Annotated in this window: 17 protein-coding genes; 12 read left to right on the forward strand and 5 right to left on the reverse strand. The window is 70.6% G+C overall.

Translation table 11 applies throughout. The features are described from left to right. Position 1: 1 nt before the first annotated feature. From G7071_RS11690 to era, 10 genes are all read left to right on the forward strand, one after another. Positions 2-1,213, forward strand: coding sequence for a phenylacetate--CoA ligase family protein (locus G7071_RS11690; protein WP_206062777.1), 1,212 nt, complete (start codon positions 2-4; stop codon positions 1,211-1,213). A 44-nt stretch (positions 1,214-1,257) separates the two neighbouring features. Next, entirely contained in the window at positions 1,258-2,535 is a 1,278-nt protein-coding gene (locus tag G7071_RS11695) for a hypothetical protein (protein ID WP_206062778.1), read from the forward strand. A gap of 99 nt (positions 2,536-2,634) precedes the next feature. After that, positions 2,635-3,648, forward strand: coding sequence for a PhoH family protein (locus G7071_RS11700; protein WP_166318899.1), 1,014 nt, complete (start codon positions 2,635-2,637; stop codon positions 3,646-3,648). After that, positions 3,645-4,112, forward strand: coding sequence for an rRNA maturation RNase YbeY (gene ybeY / locus G7071_RS11705; RefSeq protein WP_166318902.1), 468 nt, complete (start codon positions 3,645-3,647; stop codon positions 4,110-4,112). Before G7071_RS11700 ends, ybeY begins: the two co-directional genes overlap by 4 nt. Further along, positions 4,112-5,413: a hemolysin family protein gene (locus tag G7071_RS11710; protein WP_166321070.1), complete on the forward strand. Its 1,302-nt coding sequence runs from the start codon at positions 4,112-4,114 to the stop codon at positions 5,411-5,413. The genes ybeY and G7071_RS11710 overlap by 1 nt, the downstream gene beginning before the upstream one ends. After that, positions 5,406-5,738: a cytidine deaminase gene (locus G7071_RS11715; RefSeq protein ID WP_166318905.1), complete on the forward strand. Its 333-nt coding sequence runs from the start codon at positions 5,406-5,408 to the stop codon at positions 5,736-5,738. Before G7071_RS11710 ends, G7071_RS11715 begins: the two co-directional genes overlap by 8 nt. A gap of 27 nt (positions 5,739-5,765) precedes the next feature. Then, positions 5,766-7,142: an FAD-binding oxidoreductase gene (locus G7071_RS11720; RefSeq protein ID WP_343043487.1), complete on the forward strand. Its 1,377-nt coding sequence runs from the start codon at positions 5,766-5,768 to the stop codon at positions 7,140-7,142. Between the two features lie 2 nt (positions 7,143-7,144). Further along, on the forward strand, positions 7,145-8,410 hold the full coding sequence (locus G7071_RS11725; RefSeq protein WP_215727621.1) for an SAM-dependent methyltransferase: 1,266 nt from the start codon (positions 7,145-7,147) through the stop codon (positions 8,408-8,410). 29 nt (positions 8,411-8,439) lie between these two features. Then, positions 8,440-9,228 (forward strand): siderophore-interacting protein, encoded by a 789-nt coding sequence (locus G7071_RS11730; protein ID WP_166318911.1) that lies wholly within the window; start codon positions 8,440-8,442, stop codon positions 9,226-9,228. Next, the gene (gene era / locus G7071_RS11735; RefSeq protein WP_166318914.1) at positions 9,225-10,214 is read left to right on the forward strand and encodes a GTPase Era; all 990 of its coding nucleotides are present in this window, start codon (positions 9,225-9,227) and stop codon (positions 10,212-10,214) included. Before G7071_RS11730 ends, era begins: the two co-directional genes overlap by 4 nt. Positions 10,215-10,221: 7 nt before the next feature. On the opposite strand, the gene G7071_RS11740 is transcribed toward era, so the two are convergent. Genes G7071_RS11740 through G7071_RS11755 form a run of 4 tightly spaced genes read right to left on the reverse strand, consistent with a single transcriptional unit; the run spans position 10,222 to position 12,891 of the window. Then, the gene (locus tag G7071_RS11740) at positions 10,222-10,701 is read right to left on the reverse strand and encodes a GNAT family N-acetyltransferase (protein WP_166318917.1); all 480 of its coding nucleotides are present in this window, start codon (positions 10,699-10,701) and stop codon (positions 10,222-10,224) included. Positions 10,702-10,748: 47 nt separating this feature from the next. After that, the gene (locus tag G7071_RS11745) at positions 10,749-11,264 is read right to left on the reverse strand and encodes a hypothetical protein (RefSeq protein WP_166318920.1); all 516 of its coding nucleotides are present in this window, start codon (positions 11,262-11,264) and stop codon (positions 10,749-10,751) included. Continuing rightward, the gene (locus tag G7071_RS11750; RefSeq protein WP_246209972.1) at positions 11,261-12,148 is read right to left on the reverse strand and encodes a septum formation family protein; all 888 of its coding nucleotides are present in this window, start codon (positions 12,146-12,148) and stop codon (positions 11,261-11,263) included. The genes G7071_RS11745 and G7071_RS11750 overlap by 4 nt, the downstream gene beginning before the upstream one ends. Continuing rightward, positions 12,097-12,891, reverse strand: a complete 795-nt coding sequence (locus tag G7071_RS11755) for a septum formation family protein (protein ID WP_166318923.1) — start codon at positions 12,889-12,891, stop codon at positions 12,097-12,099. The genes G7071_RS11750 and G7071_RS11755 overlap by 52 nt, the downstream gene beginning before the upstream one ends. 131 nt (positions 12,892-13,022) lie before the next feature. Here G7071_RS11755 and G7071_RS11760 point away from each other — a divergent pair, with 131 nt between their 5' ends. Next, the gene (locus G7071_RS11760) at positions 13,023-13,802 is read left to right on the forward strand and encodes a glycosyltransferase family 2 protein (protein WP_166318926.1); all 780 of its coding nucleotides are present in this window, start codon (positions 13,023-13,025) and stop codon (positions 13,800-13,802) included. A 9-nt stretch (positions 13,803-13,811) separates the two neighbouring features. On the opposite strand, the gene G7071_RS11765 is transcribed toward G7071_RS11760, so the two are convergent. Then, positions 13,812-14,297, reverse strand: a complete 486-nt coding sequence (locus G7071_RS11765; protein ID WP_166318929.1) for a flavodoxin family protein — start codon at positions 14,295-14,297, stop codon at positions 13,812-13,814. Between the two features lie 35 nt (positions 14,298-14,332). On the opposite strand from G7071_RS11765, the gene G7071_RS11770 reads away from it, so the two are divergent. Further along, positions 14,333-15,091 carry a class I SAM-dependent methyltransferase gene (locus tag G7071_RS11770; RefSeq protein ID WP_166318932.1) on the forward strand — a complete coding sequence of 253 codons (759 nt, stop codon included), beginning with the start codon at positions 14,333-14,335 and terminating at the stop codon, positions 15,089-15,091. Positions 15,092-15,128: the final 37 nt, after the last annotated feature.

Below are 15,128 nucleotides of genomic sequence, written 5' to 3' on the forward strand. Positions count from 1 at the left end.
GATGACTGTCACCGAGATCGTCCGCAGCTACTACGCAGCGCGCGGTGCTGAGGCTGCGGCCGCAATCGGACAGGTGGCCGACCGCGTGCCCTCGATCCGCGAGCGACTCGAGGCAGCCGAGGTGAGCCTCGAGGCGATCACCGCGGCCGACCTCGACGCCGTGCGCGTCCTGACCAAGGACGAGCTCCCGGCGCTGCAGCAGGCGCGCCCGCCGTTCGGCGGTCTGGTGGCCGAGGGCAGCCCCATCGCTCGGGTCTTCGCCTCACCGGGACCGATATACGAGGTCCAGCTGGAGGGTGAGGACCCCTGGCAGTGGTCCGCGGCCCTGGCGGCCTGCGGTGTCGGAGTGGACGACGTGGTCCTCAACTGCTTCGGCTACCACCTCTCGCCGGCGGGGATGATGTTCGACCTCGCCTGCCGCGCCGTCGGGGCCACGGTGATCCCGGCCGGAGTCGGCTCGGTCGAGGTCCAGGCACGGGTCGTTGCCGACGTCGGCGTCACGGCCTACATCGGACTGCCGAGCTATCTCTCCGCACTGCTCGAGGCCTACGAGCAACTGGGACTTCCCGCTGAGAGGTGGCTCGTGGACAAGGCGCTGGTCACCGCGGAGCCGCTGCCCGACGCCTTGCGAGCACACCTCAGCACGCGGGTCCCCACGGTGCTCATGGCCTACGGCACCGCGGAGGCGGGGCTGATCGGGCATGAGGTCGAGCCGGGTCGGGGCCTGGCCGTGCCCGAACACGTCTTCGTCCAGGTGTGCGAGCCGGGCACAGGTGTGCCGGTGCTCGATGACTCGCCGGGCGAGGTCGTGGTCACGATGGCCGACGAAGGCACCCCGCTGCTGCGCTTCGGCACCGGCGACGTGTCGCGCTGGCAGGTCGTCGACGGCCAGCCGCGGCTGGCGGGCGTGCTCGGCCGGGTCGGGGCGGCGATCAAGGTGCGGGGCATGTTCGTCCATCCGCACCAGGCTGCCGACGTCCTGCGGGACCTGGGTGACGTGGGACTGCGGTCCGGGCGCTACGTCGTCGTGCGGGTGGGAGACAAGGATGTCCTGAGGCTTCAGATGGTGCCGGAGGCGGGCGCGGACGTGACGGCCCTCAGTGCCGCGGCCGGCGAGCGCACCCGCGCATCGCTTCGCGTGCGGGCCGAGATCGAGGTGGTGGACACCCTCGTCGAGGGGGACGCCCTGGTCGACGCCCGCGGCTCGATGTAGCCGTTCGGCTCCCCCCGGGCGGCACCGATCCCTAGGCTGTGTCCATGAGTGCATCTGCGCGCCCTGGGGAGGGCCCCTCGACAACACGCCGTCGACGAGGGCTGGGGGGCTCGGCACTGCTGGTGGCCGTTGCACTGGTCCTCGCAGGGTGCGCGGGAGGCACGACGGAGGTCGCGGACCCTGCCGCGGCCACGCAGACCCAGTCCGACGAGGCCAAGCCCGAGCCGACCGCCGAGCCCGTCGCCGCCTCGGGGACGAAGTCGGCCCACGAGGACAGCCACGCGAACGCCAAGCCGGCCAAGCAGGTCCCGCTGCGCCCCGGCGAGCGTCGCGCGACCTTGAAGATGCCGGCCGACTACACGGCTGCGGCGCCATACGGCAAGGGCACCGACGACTACCGCTGCTTCCTGCTCGACCCCAGGCTCGACGAGCCCGCCTGGCTCACCGGCACGCACGTCCTGCCCGGCAACCCCGCCGTGGTGCACCACGTGATCCTGTTCCAGGTGGCTCCGGAGCAGGTCAAGGCTGCCAAGGCCAAGGACAGGAGCGAGGACGGCGAGGGGTGGACCTGCTTCGGTGGGACCGGCCTCGACCAGTTCCAGAACGTCGACGACGCCTCCTGGATCGGCGCGTGGGCACCCGGCGGCAAGGAGTCGGTGACCAAGCCCGGCTATGGCGTGCGGCTGGAGAAGGGCGCCCGTGTCGTCATGCAGGTGCACTACAACCTGCTGGCCGGCGCTGAGCCCGACGTCTCGGCCGCCCAGCTGCGGCTCGCTCCGGGCGATGCCCCGCTCCAGAGCCTCCACACGATGCTCCTGCCCGCACCCGTCGAGCTGCCCTGTCGGGCGAAGCATGCCGACGGCCCGCTGTGCGACCGCGCCGTCGCGCTGGCCGACGTCAAGGAGCGGTTCGGCGCAGAGGGCAACACCGCCGACGTCCTCTACTTCCTCTGCGGGGGCAAGCCCAGGGCCGGCGAGCGGCAGTCGTGCACGCGCACGGTCCACCAGCCCATGACCATCCACGGCGTCGCGGCCCACATGCACCTCCTCGGGCGCGAGATCAAGATCGAGGTCAACCCCGGCACCCCCCGGGCGCGCACGATCCTCGACATCGCGGTGTGGGACTTCGACGACCAGGGTGGTCGCCCGATCGACCCCGTCCGGGTCGAGGCGACGGACACGGTCAAGGTCAGCTGTCGCCACGTGCAGTGGCTGCGCGACGAGCTCCCCGCCTTCGAGGGGCAGCCCGACCGCTACGTCGTGTGGGGCGAGGGAACCACGGACGAGATGTGCCTGGGGATGCTGCAGGTCACCCGGCCCTGACGCAGGACGGCTTTCTCGTTGGGCGGGCCAGCCCCGACGTCGGTAGCATGGAGACACGCTGCACGACCGAGAAGGGAAGGCCGCCCGCCCAGGGCACCCATGACTGACACGACACCCGCACCCACCCACACCGTCGTGGTGCCCAACAGCATCGACATGGTCAACGTGCTCGGGCCCGGCGACGCCCACCTGGGACTGATCGAGCGGGCCTTCGACGCCACCGTGCACGTGCGGGGCAACCGCATCACCCTGACGGGGGAGCCGGCCGAGATCGCGTTGGCCGAGCGCCTCCTCGACGAGATCGTCACCCTGATCCGCACCGGGCAGGGGGTCAGCACCGAGACGGTCGAGCGGATCATCTCGATGATGAAGGCGGAGTCGACGGAGCGACCCGCCGACGTGCTCTCGCTCAACATCCTGTCCAACCGGGGACGCACCATCCGGCCCAAGACGCTCAACCAGAAGCGCTACGTCGACTCGATCGACAAGCACACGATCACCTTCGGCATCGGTCCCGCGGGCACCGGCAAGACCTATCTCGCGATGGCCAAGGCCGTGCAGGCCCTCCAGGCGAAGACGGTCAACCGGATCATCCTGAGCCGCCCGGCGGTGGAGGCGGGGGAGCGACTGGGATTCCTGCCGGGCACCCTCACGGAGAAGATCGACCCCTATCTCCGCCCCCTCTACGACGCCCTGCACGACATGATCGACCCCGAGACGATTCCCAAGCTGATGGCAGCCGGGACGATCGAGGTCGCGCCGCTGGCGTTCCTGCGCGGGCGCTCGCTCAACGACTCCTTCATCATCCTCGACGAGGCGCAGAACACCACGCCGGAGCAGATGAAGATGTTCCTCACCCGCCTCGGCTTCGGCTCCAAGATCGTGGTCACCGGTGACGTCACCCAGGTCGACCTGCCGAGCGGGACCAAGTCGGGGCTGCGCGTCGTCGAGGAGATCCTCGACGGCATCGAGGACGTCTCCTTCAACCGGCTGACCTCGCACGACGTCGTCCGGCACCGGCTGGTCGGACAGATCGTGGCGGCCTACGACGAGCACGAGGCCCTGGCCGAGTCTCGCAGCGACGCGAGCCGTCCGCGGGGGACCCGCTCGTGACGATCGAGATCCTCAACGAGTCGGGCACCGACATCGACGTACGCCGACTCTCCTCCCTGTCCCGCTTCGTGATGGACCGGATGCGGGTCCACCCGCAGGCCGAGCTGTGCATCAAGGCCGTCGACGAGGACACGATCGCCGAGCTCAACGGCAAGTGGATGGAGAAGGAGGGCCCGACCGACGTGCTGGCCTTCCCGATGGACGAGCTGCGTCCCGGCAAGGTCACCGAGGAGCCGCAGGAAGGCGTGCTCGGCGACCTCGTGCTGTGCCCTGCGGTGGCTGCGCGCCAGGCGCTCGAGGCCGGGCATCCCACCGGAGCCGAGATCGAGCTCCTGACCGTGCACGGGATCCTGCACCTCCTCGGCTACGACCACGCCGAGCCGGAGGAGCACGCCGAGATGTTCGGCCTCCAGGCGCAGCTGCTGGAGGACTGGCGGATGACTTCCGCTGATCCGACGCAGTGATCGGCGATCTGTGGCTGCTCCTGGGAGCAGCGTTCCTCGTCCTCGTCGCGGGGCTCTTCTCGGCCGCCGACGCCGCGCTCGGCGGGTTCTCGCACGCCCGGGCGGAGGAGCTCGCCGAAGAGGGCCGGCCCGGGTCCCGCCGGCTCGTGCAGATCCTCGACGACCGGGCGCGCTTCCTCAACACCGCCCTGCTGATCCGGCTGCTCTGCGAGACCGCGGCCATCGTCCTCGTGGCGCTGTGGATCCACGACCTCTACGACGGTGACTTCTGGCCGGCCTACCTCACGGCGGTCGGCTCGATGCTGGTGATCTCCTTCGTGGCGATCGGAGTGGCTCCGCGGACGCTCGGGCGCCAGCACGACGCCTCCGTCGCCCTGATCTCGGCCGCACCGCTGTCGTTCGTCACCTCGATCCTGGGCCCGCTCCCACGCCTGCTGATCCTGCTCGGCAACGCCATCACACCCGGACGGGGTTTCCGCGAGGGGCCGTTCTCGACCGAGACCGAGCTGCGCGAGCTCGTCGACCTCGCCGAGGCGTCGGCCGTCATCGAGTCGGGCGAGCGGAAGATGATCCACTCCGTGTTCGAGCTCGGCGACACCACCACCCGCGAGGTGATGGTCCCGCGCACCGACGTCGTCTACATCGAGCGCCACAAGAACCTGCGGCAGACGATGTCGCTGTTCCTGCGCAGCGGCTTCTCCCGGGTGCCCGTGATCGGGGAGAACCTCGACGAAGTCGTCGGCATCGCCTATCTCAAGGACCTCGTCAGGCGCGACTTCGAACAGCCCGACGTCGAGTTCACCCAGCGTGTCGACGAGGTCATGCGTCCGGCGCACTACGTGCCGGAGTCCAAGCCGGTCGACGCGCTGCTCACCGAGCTGCAGGCGCGTCGCCAACACATCGCCGTGGTGATCGACGAATACGGCGGCACCGCCGGCCTGGTGACGATCGAGGACGTCCTGGAGGAGATCGTCGGCGAGATCACCGACGAGTACGACGAGGAGGAGGTCGAGGTGGAATACGTCGACGACACGACCTACCGCGTCTCCTCCCGCTATCCCGTCGACGACCTCGACGAGATCGTCGGGGTCGACGTGCGAGACGAGGACGTCGACAGCGTCGGCGGCCTGATGGCCAAGCACCTGGGCCGGGTGCCCATCCCCGGGTCGGTGGTGGAGTGCCACGGCCTCCGGTTCGAGGCCGAACGCCTCACCGGTCGCCGCAACAAGATCGGGACGGTGCTCGTCAGCGTCGTGGACGATCAGTCGGACGACGAGCTGGAGGAGGACGAGAATGACTGAGCTGTCCGCGGAGGACCGCAAGCTGGTGACCCTGGCGCGGGCGACCCGCGCCCGCACCAACGCGGCCGAGGGGGCCGCTGTCCGCGACCTCGACGGACGCACCTACGCCGGGGCCTCGGTCGCGCTCGCCTCGCTGTCGCTGTCGGCCCTGGACGTCTGCGTCGCGATGGCCATCGCGTCCGGGTCGCGGGGGCTCGAGGCGGCCGTGGTGCTGACCGCCGAGGCGGAGCCCTCGCTCGACGCGGCCCGGGAGTTCACGGGCTCCGGTGTGCCGGTGCACGTCGGCGACGCCCGGGGAACGATCGGCTCGATCCTCTCCACCTGAACGCCACGACGCGCTAGCGTCGTTCTCGTGCACTCCGTGGGTGGGGCGGATCGACATCGCGACGGTGTGGCGCGGCTCCTGGAGTCCTACGCCGCACTCCCCGCGGATGCCCCTGTCCGGCTGGCGAAGCCGACGTCCAACCTGTTCCGCGGCCGAACGCCGCACACCGCCGGCCTGGACGTGTCCGGCCTGGACGGGGTCATCTCGATGGACCTGTCCGGCGACGTCTCCGTTGCCGAGGTGCAGGGCATGTGCACCTACGAGGACCTCGTCGAGGTGACTCTCGGGCACGGTCACGTCCCGCTCGTCGTGCCGCAGCTTCGCACCATCACCCTCGGCGGTGCCGTCAGCGGCCTCGGCATCGAGTCGACCAGCTTCCGCAGCGGGCTGCCGCACGAGTCCGTGCTCGAGATGGACGTGCTGACCGGCGCTGGCGAGATCGTCACGACCCGCCCGGGTGACGACCTGTTCGACGCCTTCCCCAACTCCTACGGGTCTCTCGGCTATGCGACGCGGCTGCGCATCGAGGTCGAGCGCGTCGCGGCATACGCCGAGCTCCGGCACGTGCGCTTCGACGACCCCGACGACCTGGCCGACGCCATCGCCCGCATCGTCGCCACCGGCCGGTGGGAGGGCGAGCGGGTCGACGGTCTCGACGGCGTCGCGTTCGCTCCGGACGAGGCCTACCTGACCCTGGCTCGATGGACCGACGCTCCCGGCCCCACCAGCGACTACGGCGGGCAGCAGGTCTACTACCGCTCGATCCGGCAGCGGTCGACCGACAGGTTGACGGTGCTCGACTACCTGTGGCGCTGGGACACCGACTGGTTCTGGTGCTCGCGTGCCTTCGGCGCGCAGCACCCCGCCGTGCGTCGGGTCTGGCCACGACGCCTGCGCCGCTCGGACGTCTACTGGAAGCTGGTCGCGCTCGACCGCAGGTGGGGGATCGGGGACCGTCTCGACCGGTGGCGCGGGCGCCCGCAGGGCGAGCGGGTCGTCCAGGACGTCGAGGTGCCGCTCGACCGGCTCCCCGAGTTCCTCGCGTGGTTCGACGCCGAGATCGGCATGCGACCCGTGTGGCTGTGCCCGCTCCGGTTGCGGCGGACCAGCCCGGCCCGGCCATGGCCGACGTATCCACTGGCGGCAGGAACGACCTACGTCAACGTCGGGTTCTGGGGCAACGTCGCCGTCGGGCCCGAGGCGCCGAGCTCCCCGCGCAACCGGGCGATCGAGGCGAAGGTGCACGACCTCGGCGGCCACAAGTCGCTCTATTCCGAGGTGTTTTACGACCGTGAGACGTTCGACGCCCTCTATGACGGCGCCAACATCGCAGCGGTCAAGAAGAGGTTCGACCGGGACGACCGGCTGACCGGTCTCTTCGAGAAGGTGGTGGAGCGAGGATGAGCATGACCATCGGGGATGCCTTCGCGCGCCTGACGCGCGGGGGCATGCCAGTGCGATTCACGGCATTCGACGGCAGCGAGACCGGTCCCGAGGGCGCGGCGATCGGGCTGCACCTGCGCAACGAGCGCGGGTTGGCCTACCTGTTGACGGCGCCCGGCGACCTCGGGATGGCGCGCGCCTACGTGATGGGCGACCTCGACGTGAGTGGAGTGCACCCGGGCGACCCCTACGACCTGCTGGTGCTGCTCAAGGACAACCTCCGGTTCTGGTTGCCGTCGCCGGGCGATGCCCTCTCGATCCTGCGTGACCTGGGACCTGGCCGGCTGCGGCCGCCCCCGCCGCCGCGGCAGGAGCAGCTCCCGCGATGGCGCCGCACGCTCGAGGGGCTGCGGCACTCGATGGCGCGGGATGCGGAGGTGATCGCCCACCACTACGACGTGTCCAACCACTTCTACGAGCTCGTGCTCGGCCCCTCGATGGCCTACACCTGCGCGCTGTTCGAGCGTCCGGACGCCTCGCTGGAGGAGGCACAGGCCGCCAAGTTCGACCTCGTCTGCCGCAAGCTCGCGCTCGAACCCGGGCAGCGACTGCTGGACGTGGGCTGCGGTTGGGGAGGCATGGTGCGGCACGCCGCCCGCGAGTACGGCGTTCGGTCGCTCGGCGTCACGTTGTCGCTGCGCCAGGCCCAGTGGGCCAAGGCCGCGATCGACCGAGAGGGCCTCGGTGACCTCGCCGAGGTTCGCCACCTCGACTACCGCGACGTGATGGAGAACGGTTTCGACGCGGTCAGCTCCATCGGCCTGACCGAGCACGTCGGGGTGCGCAACCACCGGGCCTACTTCACGCACCTGCGTGAACGATTGCGTCCCGGGGGTCGGCTGCTCAACCACTGCATCACGCGCTCCCACAACCGCAGGCAGGAGACGGGGCCGTTCATCGACCGCTACGTGTTCCCCGACGGGGAGCTGATCGGCTCGGGCAGCATCATCCGGGCGGCCCAGGACGCCGGACTCGAGGTGCAGCACTCGGAGAACCTGCGACAGCACTACGCGCTGACCCTCGCCGAGTGGTGTCGCAACCTCGAGACCAACTGGGACGAGTGCGTCGCCGAAGTGGGCGAGAGCACCGCTCGGATCTGGGGGCTCTACATGGCCGGCTCCCGGATCGGCTTCGAGCGGGGTGAGCTCGAGCTGCACCACGTGCTGGCGACGCGCGCCGCCGAGACCGGACCGGCGCCCTTCCCCCTGCGCCCGGACTGGAGGCCGTGATCGCCGGTCGCCGCCGGTAGCCTTGCCCGGTGAGCACCCGGGCAAGACAGTTCCAGACGCAGGTCGTGCGGCGGGAGCAGCTCTCCTCGCACTTCGTGCGCCTGGTGCTGGGAGGGCCCGGTCTCGATGGCTTCGCATCGACCGGCATCCCGGACGAGTGGGTGGCGTTGACCGCCCCGGGGCAGTTCCAGACGCGCTACTACACCGTGCGGGCGTGGGACGGCGTCGAGCTGACCTTGGACGTCGTGGTGCACGAGCAGGGGCTGGTGACCGAGTGGGCCTCGACCGACTGCGTCGGCGACGTGGTGACGGTGAGCGAGCCCAAGGGCTCGTTCGCGATGCCCGATGACGCGTCGTGGCTGATCCTCGTCGGCGACCTGACGGCCCTGCCGGCCATCGCCCGGATCACCGAGAGCGTGGACGTGCCGGTCACGGCCTGGGTGGAGACGCCCGACGAGCCGATCCGCGACTACGTCGCCGGCGCCGGCGCCGGCCGGATCACCTGGACCACGCCGCCCGCGGGGGTGGAGACGGCGACGGCCGACGTCGTGACCGCGATCGAGTGGCCGGCCGGACCCGGCTACTTCTGGATGGCGGGGGAGTCGGCGCAGATGCGCGCGATCCGCAAGCACCTGATGCGCGAACGACAGCTGCCGACGTCGGCCTACGACGTCATGGGCTACTGGCGTGGTGGGGGTCAGAAGCGGCAACCTCGAGCAGTGGATCCCGGACCCATCTGGCGCGCCGGCAAGGCGGCAGGGAAGAGTGACGAGCAGATCTGGGCCGACTACGACGCAGCACGAGAGAGCACACAGTGAACGACGAGCACGACTCCAGCTTCGACGTCAGCGGCGTCGCGCCCGCAGGGCCCCTCCACGGAGAGCGCTCCGACGGCTTCCGCAGCGGCTTCGCCAGCTTCGTCGGGCGCCCCAACGCCGGGAAGTCCACCCTGACCAACGCGCTGGTCGGGACCAAGGTGGTCATCACCTCCTCCAAGCCACAGACGACCCGCACCGTCGTGCGCGGGATCGTGCACCGCCCCGATGCCCAGCTGATCCTGGTCGACACCCCCGGACTGCACCGCCCGCGGACGCTGCTGGGGGAGCGGCTCAACGACCTGGTGAAGAACACGCTGGCCGAGGTCGACGTCGTCGCCGTGTGCCTGCCCGCCAACGAGAAGGTCGGTCCCGGCGACCGCTTCATCGTCCGGGAGATGGCGAAGGTCAAGCGGACCATCAAGGTGGCGATCGCGACCAAGACCGATCTCGCCACCCCCGAGCAGATCGGGCAGCACCTCCTCGACATCCAGCAGCTCGGCGCGGAGGCCGGCATCGAGTGGGCCGAGGTCGTGCCCGTCTCAGCCACCGACGGCTCGCAGGTCGGGCTGCTCGCCGACCTCCTCGTGGGGCAGCTGCCCGAGGGTCCGCAGCTCTACCCCGACGGCGACCTCACGGATGCGCCCGAGCAGATCCTGGTGGCCGAGCTGATCCGGGAGGCAGCGCTCGAGGGTGTGCGCGACGAGCTGCCCCACTCGATCGCCGTGGTGGTCGAGGAGATGGGACTGCGCGAGGACCGCGATCCCGACAAGCCGCTGCTCGACATCTACGCCAACCTCTATGTCGAGCGCGACTCCCAGAAGGGGATCATGATCGGCCACAAGGGTGCGCGGCTGCGCGAGGTCGGCACCGCGGCGCGCAAGCAGATCGAGGCGCTGCTCGGCACACCGGTCTATCTCGACCTGCACATCAAGATCGCCAAGGACTGGCAACGCGATCCCCGGCAGCTGCGCAAGCTGGGCTTCTGAGAGCTCCTCAGCGGACGCGTCTGAGGAGCTCCACCCGCAGCGCCGATCCGGTGCGCAACGGCTCCCACTCGCCGGTCGCCTCGAAACCCAGGTCCTCATAGAACCTGCGAGCCGTCTCGTTGCCCTCCGTCACGTGCAGCTCCACGGTGGTGATGCCGCGCTCCTGCGCGTGATCGAGCAGCGTGGTCAGGATCGCGCGGGCGTGTCCTTCACCGCGGGCCTCCGGTGCGGTCCACATGCCCCACACCGACATCGGGCCCGTCTCCTCGGGCACGAACCCGCCACCCATGGCGACCGGACGCCCGCCGCTTCGGACCACGAGGACCGGGGAGCCGGTGGAGAGCCGGCTCCGCCAGTGCTCCTCGGGCGCGTCCTGCACGTCGATGAGGAGCACGCTGAACGCGCTCGGGGCATCAGCCAGGGCGCGGAGCCGGATGTCGCGGAACTCGTTCCAGTTCGCCGGCCCCAGGCGCTCGACTCGTGTCATGAGGAGAAGCCAAGCAGTCGCGGGCCCTGCGGTGGCGAGCGCCTCGCTCAGCGCAGGCCGGCATCCAGGCACTCGACGGCCTTCGACGCAGCACGCTTCCCGGCCTCGAGGGCTTCGCCGGTCCACCTGACCTGCTCCCACGACACCCTCGGATCGCCTCGCGCGGGGCCAGCGCCAAGCGGGATGATACGCGCAGTCGCCGGCGCCGCCGCCGAGTCGGTGAGTCCCAGTGAACGTGAAGCACCTCCCGCTGGGGTGCCGTCGTCGTGGACAAAGGCCCGCTCGACTGCGATCACGGACCACCTGCCGGTCTCGGTGGTGGTCGCCTCGACGAGGACCGCTGCGCGAACCGGCCCGGGATGCGTCGAGATCGCCTCCTCGGCCCGCTCGAGCAGCGCTGGGGGCGGCTCTTCGCAGCGCAACGCCTCGGGGGTTGCCGGCGACACGGATGCCGTGGGCCTGGACGGGACAGGGGCCGAACGCTCAGGCGGTGTGGCGGTGCAGCCAGCGAGGAGGGCGAGCAGCACGGCGGCGTACGGCGTGTGCCTCGGCGGTCGGTTCACGACGCCGGCGCCCAGCAGATCCCGTAGCGCTGGCCGGCCTTCCACTGCTCCTGCGAGGGTCGCTCCTGCGACCAGCTGAAGTCGAGCGGATCTGCAGCGCGGGCCCGGGCAGCGGACCGGCAGGCCGAGTCCATCTGCCGCGACGCCGCGCGCGCGGACGGATAGGACTGGCCGGACAGGCCGACCGTCGCGATCGCGGTCCATGAGTGCCTGGCCGAGCACGGCACCCGCTTGTGTGTCGTGGAGTCCGGCGACGCCGTGCTGCACATCGCGAACCGGTCCGACGATGCCAGGACGCCCTTGGTCGAGCGCGGTAGCAGGGCCAGGCGTCCGGAGCCGGACAGGGCGACCACGTCGCAGCGGAACCAGTCTGCACCGAGTGCCGCCTCCTCGACCGAGGGCGTGAACCACACCGCCTGCAGCATGCTCAGCCGGAGGTCCTCCGGCGAGCCGCCCACGTGGTCGCCCACGGTCGACCGGCAGGTGTCGGCGACATACGACTGCACCGACGGCGAGTCGACCGCCACGAGGTGGCCGCCGACGAGGAGCGGCAGCCGGCCGATCTTGTAGGTCTCGGAGGTGTGCTTCTGCCGGCAGGGCACGTCCGTCCCGGCGACGACCGGCGCGACCGCCTGGGACAGGGTCAGCCGGTGGCAGCCATCCCTGGCCGGGCGCGGGGGAGGAGCGGGAGCACTCGACGTCGGGGTGTCCGCGGCCGCCGACGGGGGAGCCGTCGACGACGAGGGGGCGTCGGACGGCGTCGGGGAGGCAGTCGGCGAGGGTGACGAGCACGCCGCGAGCACGGCGAGCAGGCACAGGAGGAGGACGGGCTTCATCCGGTCGTCCAGGCCCAGCAGATCGAGCGTCGGTTGCCGGTCTTCCACTCCGCCTCGTGGAACCAGGTGTAGGCGAACTTGTAGGTCAGCGGATATTCCAGCCAGGCGCTCACCTGGTCGCCGCAGTAGTCGCGGCTGGTCACCTCGACGACCTTGTCGCCGGGATAGGGGTCCTCTTCGCGTCCGACCTTGATGGTCGAGACGGCACGCCAGGTGTGCTTCTGGCTGCACGGGATCCGCGGCGCGCCCGGCACCGCGTCGCCGTTGACGCACTGCATCCATTCGTCCGGGCCGATCCCCGTGGCCATCAGCCCCTTGGCGGTCTCCGGGAGGTTCGCATATGCCGTGGCGTCCTCGTCGCCACCCACCAGGTCGCAGCGATACCAGCGAGCCCCGTCCGCCCAGGCCTCCTCGGAGGGTCGGAACCACGCCCACGAGAGAAGCGTGCGCATAGCCAGGCTCTCGTCTGCCCCGAGGAACTTCATGAAGGCCTTCGAGCAGGTCTTGTAGGCGAACGCGCCGACCTCCTTCGAGTCGTATGCCGCCTCCGACAGCTCCTCGGGCAGCGGGCCGACCGCGTAGGTCTCGGCCGTGTGGTCCTCGGTGCAGTCGACCACCTCGCTCGAGTTGGCGGGTTCGGAGACGTCGTCGGGTGCCAGCACACGACACACGCCGAGCTCTGGCACCTCAGGCGAGTCCTCCTCGGCGGCTCCTGGCCCGGAACACGCCGAGAGCAGCGTCACCACCGCGGTGAGGGCGACGGTCGGCACGAACAGCGCTCGCCTGGCCATGCGTCTCCTCCCACCCCGAGGTCCCTCGCCCAGCAGAGCCGCGATCGTACCTCTGGGGCGGCTGGCCGACCCAGCAGGCACGAGGGCCCGGTGGGCCGGGATGGCGCGTGGTGACGAAGTAGTCTGGCGCGGTGCCGCACGTCATTGTCACGCAGACGCGCGGCGACGCCCATCGGCTGGCCGAGTGGGTCAGCTTCCACGCTGCGCTGGGCTTCGACGAGTTCCACATCCTCCTCGACGGCGTCGTCGACGACTCACAGCGCGTGCTCGAAGCACTCGACGTGCCGGCACGCGTCGAGACCCACCTCTATCCGGAGGAGGGGGACTACTACGACGGTCTCTCCGTCGACGATCGGCTGGCGCGGGTCAAGGTGTGGCGCGAGCACCACCGCGAAGAGCTTGATCGGCTGCCGTACGCCGCCACCGACCCCCAGTCGATGAGACAGTTCCGCCGGATCCGGGAGCTCCTCCCTGCCATCGTCGAGGGCCGTCGCGGCTGGCTGGCCCACATCGACGTCGACGAATTCATCAACATCCCGTCTGGTGCGTCGATCACGTCGTTGACGGCGCAGGCCACGACGCCCCGGCTCCAGCTCCTGAACTTCAACGTCGACACGACCGGCTACGACCCCTCGCGACCCGTCCTGGCCCAGCAGGGTCCGCGCTGGGCGCGCGAAGACCTGCTCGAGCACCCGGACACCCGGTGGGCGACCCGGGTGAAGTCGATCGTGAGGTTCCGCGCCGCCACCCCGTTCCGGAGCATCCACCGCATCAGCTTCGGCCGGCACGAGGTCGTGGACCCCGACGTGGCGAGGCTCCACCACTTCCGGGTGCCGCTCCAGCCGATGACTCCGCCCCTGCCATACACCGTGGACGACGTCGTGACACCCAGGAACCTCGTCGGACGCTGAGCCCCGAGATCACTCGGCCAGCAGCGCCGCGATCGTCCCTCCGAGCTCGTATGCCGACGCACGCTCCTGCTCACCGACGTCACCCAGCACCTCGAGGACTGCTGCCGACTGCCGCCACCCGAGTGCCTGCACGATCGACTGGACGGAACGCACTGCGCCCGTCGTGTCGTAGCGACCGTGGACCCACAACCCGTAGGGCTTCGGGCCCCCGGCGCCAGACCCTGCTGACCCGTCGTCGGCCAGGGCTCCGCCGGCCTCGAGGAAGATGGAGTCGAAGAAGTGCTTCAACGCCCCGCTCATGTAGCCGAAGTTCGCCGGGGTGCCGAGGAGATAGCCGTCGGCCGCCAGCACGTCCTCGGCCGTTGCCTCCAGTGCCGGCCGGACGACGACCTCGACGCCGGAGATCGCCTCGTCGCCCGTGCCGGCGACCACGGCTCCAGCGAGCGCAGTGACGGTCGGGGTGGGGGTGTGGTGGACCACCAGGAGACGAGCCATGACGGCAGCCTAGGAGAGGAGTAGCGTCGTCGGGCGTGAGCTTCGAGGTGGCAGGGAAGGCGTACGACCGGTTCATGGGGCGCTACTCGCGCCCCCTCGCCGGACAGCTGACCGACTGGCTCGACATCGCGGACGGCCAGCGGGCGCTCGACGTCGGGTGCGGCCCGGGCGCCTGGACCGAGCACCTCGTCGACCGGCTCGGCGCGGACCGGGTCTCGGCGATCGACCCGTCGGCGCCGTTCGTCGAGGCGGCTCGTGCGCGGTTCCCCGGGGTGGATGTTCGCGGGGGCGCGGCCGAGGCGTTGCCATACGGTGACGACTCCTTCGACGTCTCCGGCGCGTGCCTCGTCGTCCACTTCATGGCTGACCCGGTGGCCGGCATCGCCGAGATGTCGCGGGTGACGCGTCCGGGCGGCTGGGTCGGCGCGACCGTGTGGGACCTGGCCGGTGGGCGCGAGCCGATGGCGCCGCTGTGGCAGGTCATGCGCGAGCTGGACCCGTCCCATCCGGGAGAGCGGGGCCTGCAGGGCGGGGCTGCCGGGCAGCTCGAGGAGATCTTCGACCGCGCGGGTCTCGAGGACGTGAAAGGCGTCGAGCTCGCGGTCACCGTGACCCACCCGACGTTCGAGGAGTGGTGGGAGCCCTACCTCCACAGCGTGGGTCCGGTGGGCGAGGCGATCGCCGCCCTCGACGACGCCGCACTGGAGCGGCTGCGGGAAGGTTGTCGGCAGCGCCTGGGACCTGGCCCCTTCGACATCACCGCCGTGGCCTTCGCCGCCCGCGGTCGCGCGTGAGCAGGAGTGAGACAGGTCGACGCCACGTGGGCCGGCC

The sequence above is a fragment of the Nocardioides piscis genome, from assembly GCF_011300215.1.
Taxonomy (GTDB): Bacteria; Actinomycetota; Actinomycetes; order Propionibacteriales; family Nocardioidaceae; genus Nocardioides; species Nocardioides piscis.